Annotated in this window: 2 protein-coding genes; both read right to left on the bottom strand. The window is 42.3% G+C overall.

Features of this window, described 5'->3' with window-relative positions; genetic code table 11:
* On the bottom strand, positions 1-1,081 hold a 1,081-nt coding region (locus ACEW8O_RS26765; protein WP_373497695.1), incomplete at its 3' end, for a carboxypeptidase-like regulatory domain-containing protein.
* 444 nt (positions 1,082-1,525) lie between these two features.
* Positions 1,526-2,565 (bottom strand): PQQ-binding-like beta-propeller repeat protein (locus ACEW8O_RS26760; protein WP_373497694.1); only part of this gene is annotated, 1,040 nt, incomplete at its 5' end.

The raw sequence follows: 2,565 nt of genomic DNA, 5'->3' as shown, positions 1-2,565 counted from the left end.
CCTGACCGCTGATGGTGATATCTGCAAAAGCATTTACATCATCATTTTGATTCCGGTAATTTAACTGGAGGCCTCCTCCCACACTGTGGTTGTCATTGATATCATAGTCCAATGAAGCGGTGGCAAACATATTCTCCTGCGTTCTTTTTGTGTCAGCCTCTTGGTCAAGGGAAGAATTGCCCTCAGGGTTTTGAAAATTGCGCTGGGTTTGAAGATTGATCAAATTCCCTTGGTTATTGTAATTGAGATTCAACCCACTTCTCCATTTCCCGCTTTTATGGTTGATGGATGCATTGGCGAGGCTAGTGGGCAGACCATTGTAGCCTCCTCCGATCTGTAGGCTTCCATGGGTGCCATTCAGGTTGTTTTTCTTCAATAGAATATTGATGACACCACCAGCCCCTTCTGCATCGAATTTGGCAGAAGGATTGGCTATCAATTCAATACTTTTGATATTGTCAGCAGGCATACCGCTCAGGTATGCAGCCAAATCTTCAGGACTCATGTAAGTTTGCTTGTCGTCAATCATGACCAGTACCCCACTTTTTCCATTGAGCTGGATGCGGTTGTCATTGTCTATAAAAACCCCGGGAGATCTGCCAATTACCTGTAATGCACTGCTGCCTTCCGCCATGGCAGAACCTTCAACATTGACCACGGTTTTATCCTCGAAAATGCTGATCTCCGGCCTTGCCGCTTTTACTGTTACCTCAGCAAGAGCCGAAATTTCCTCTTCGAGCGTAATTGTACCCAACTCTTTTTGTGAAGAAGAAATTGTTCTTTCATAAGTTTCAAAACCAATGGCGGATACTTTGAAGATTGCTTCTTTGAAATCCACTGTTGTCAACAATTCAAAATTTCCGTCAAAATCTGTTACAGCACCTACAATGATTTCCCTGCTTTCGGAATGAAGCAAGACCACATTGGCAAAAGGAAGGGATTCGCCTTTAGTGTCAATTACCCTTCCCCAATACTTTCCATTTTCATATGAAAAGTTTCCTTCTAGGCCTTTACCTCCAGCTATAGCCTGCGCTATGCCCATCACAGAAATAAAAAGCCAAATGATTGTTTTCGTTTTCATGGTGTTTTTCATTTTGGGCAAAGCTAGGCTAGGGGAGTGGCCTGTCTGTTCGGATTAGGGAGTTCGAACAAGTTTGAAAATCAAAACATGTTCGTATTTACAAATCCGTACTTTCCCTTAAACCTTGAGGTCTTTGAGAACACCATGTTTAATTGCGCTTCAAAAAAAAAAAAGACCTTAGGGAATGATAGCTATCAGAACCCAAAGGTCAGGACTGAAATCCCTAGAGGTCTTTCCTACCTCTAGGGATTTAATTGACAGAAAAGTAAATAGGAAGGATTACAATATAGCGTAAATTTTATCCCGGAAAGGTTTTAGGAAACCAATATCCTTGTACTTCGCACTATGATTCAATGTGGTAATTTTACAGAGTAGAAGACCTTCGGGGTTTTGATTCCGATAACTATCGGAACCCAAAGGTCTAAACCTCAAAGGTCTGCTATCCTATTTGATATCCCCCAAATCAACAGCGTAAACTTTCCCTTCCAAACTTCCGAAGTACAATGTTTCATAATTTAGAACAGGGGTATTGATAATAGGCCCTAGGCTGTCTATCAGTGATTCCGCTTCCTCTGCCGAATTTATTTGAAGGTCAGTCCTGAATTTTCCTGCTTCATTGTAGAGCTTAGGATAATTCTCAAGACTCGTCTGGGTCTGGTATTCCCATTGCAATGTTCCACTTTTAGGGCTGACTGCCCTGATCTTTCCATCAAAGCCCGGGAATATGATCCAATCTTTAAATGCGATCGGGGATCCATAAGACCGGGTAAATGTCAAAATACTCCACTTTTCCTTTCCGGTTTTTTCATCAAGTGCATAAAACCTGTAGGTATCTGAACTTCCGAAATAAACTGCGCCATCATGAATCAGTGGTGAGGCAATGATCCAACTGCCGCCTTGTTCAGTAAAGTGCCATATTCCTCTTCCTGTTTCCAGGTCAAGCACATACAGATTCAAGTCTCTGGAGCCGATATATACTTTTCCATCCTTAACCAATGGTGATTTTTGGAATTCGGAATCCGGGAAATACCGAGAACCAATGGCCTGAAATTTCCAGATAAGATCTCCTGTTTCAGGTTCCAAAGCATACAACTGACCTTTGAAATTGCCGATTAATAACTTTCCATCTTCCAAAACAGGAGTCATGTGGATAGCAGCACCTGTATCAAATTTCCAAATTACTTCCCCTTTTTTGGGATGTAGGGCATAAACATGTCCATCTCCCGAGGCCCAAAATATTTTGTCATTACCGGGCAAAGGACCTGATCGGAAATAATCCCATAAGTCTAATGCGTGTTCTTTTCCGGCCTGAAAGATCCACTCCAGTTTGCCGTTGTCTTTTTTCAAGGCTGTCAATTGACCGTTCTCATTGCCAAACAGCACCAGGTCATTCCAGATGGCAGCTTCAGCAAGAATAGGGGACTTGGATTGGAATTGCCAATTGGACTTTCCGGTATTAGTATTCAAGGAATAAAATGTTCCGG

This window comes from Aquiflexum sp., from assembly GCF_041749095.1.
Lineage (GTDB): Bacteria > Bacteroidota > Bacteroidia > Cytophagales > Cyclobacteriaceae > Aquiflexum.
Note: the sequence above shows the minus strand (reverse complement) of the source record. Positions and strands in the feature narration are given on the sequence as shown.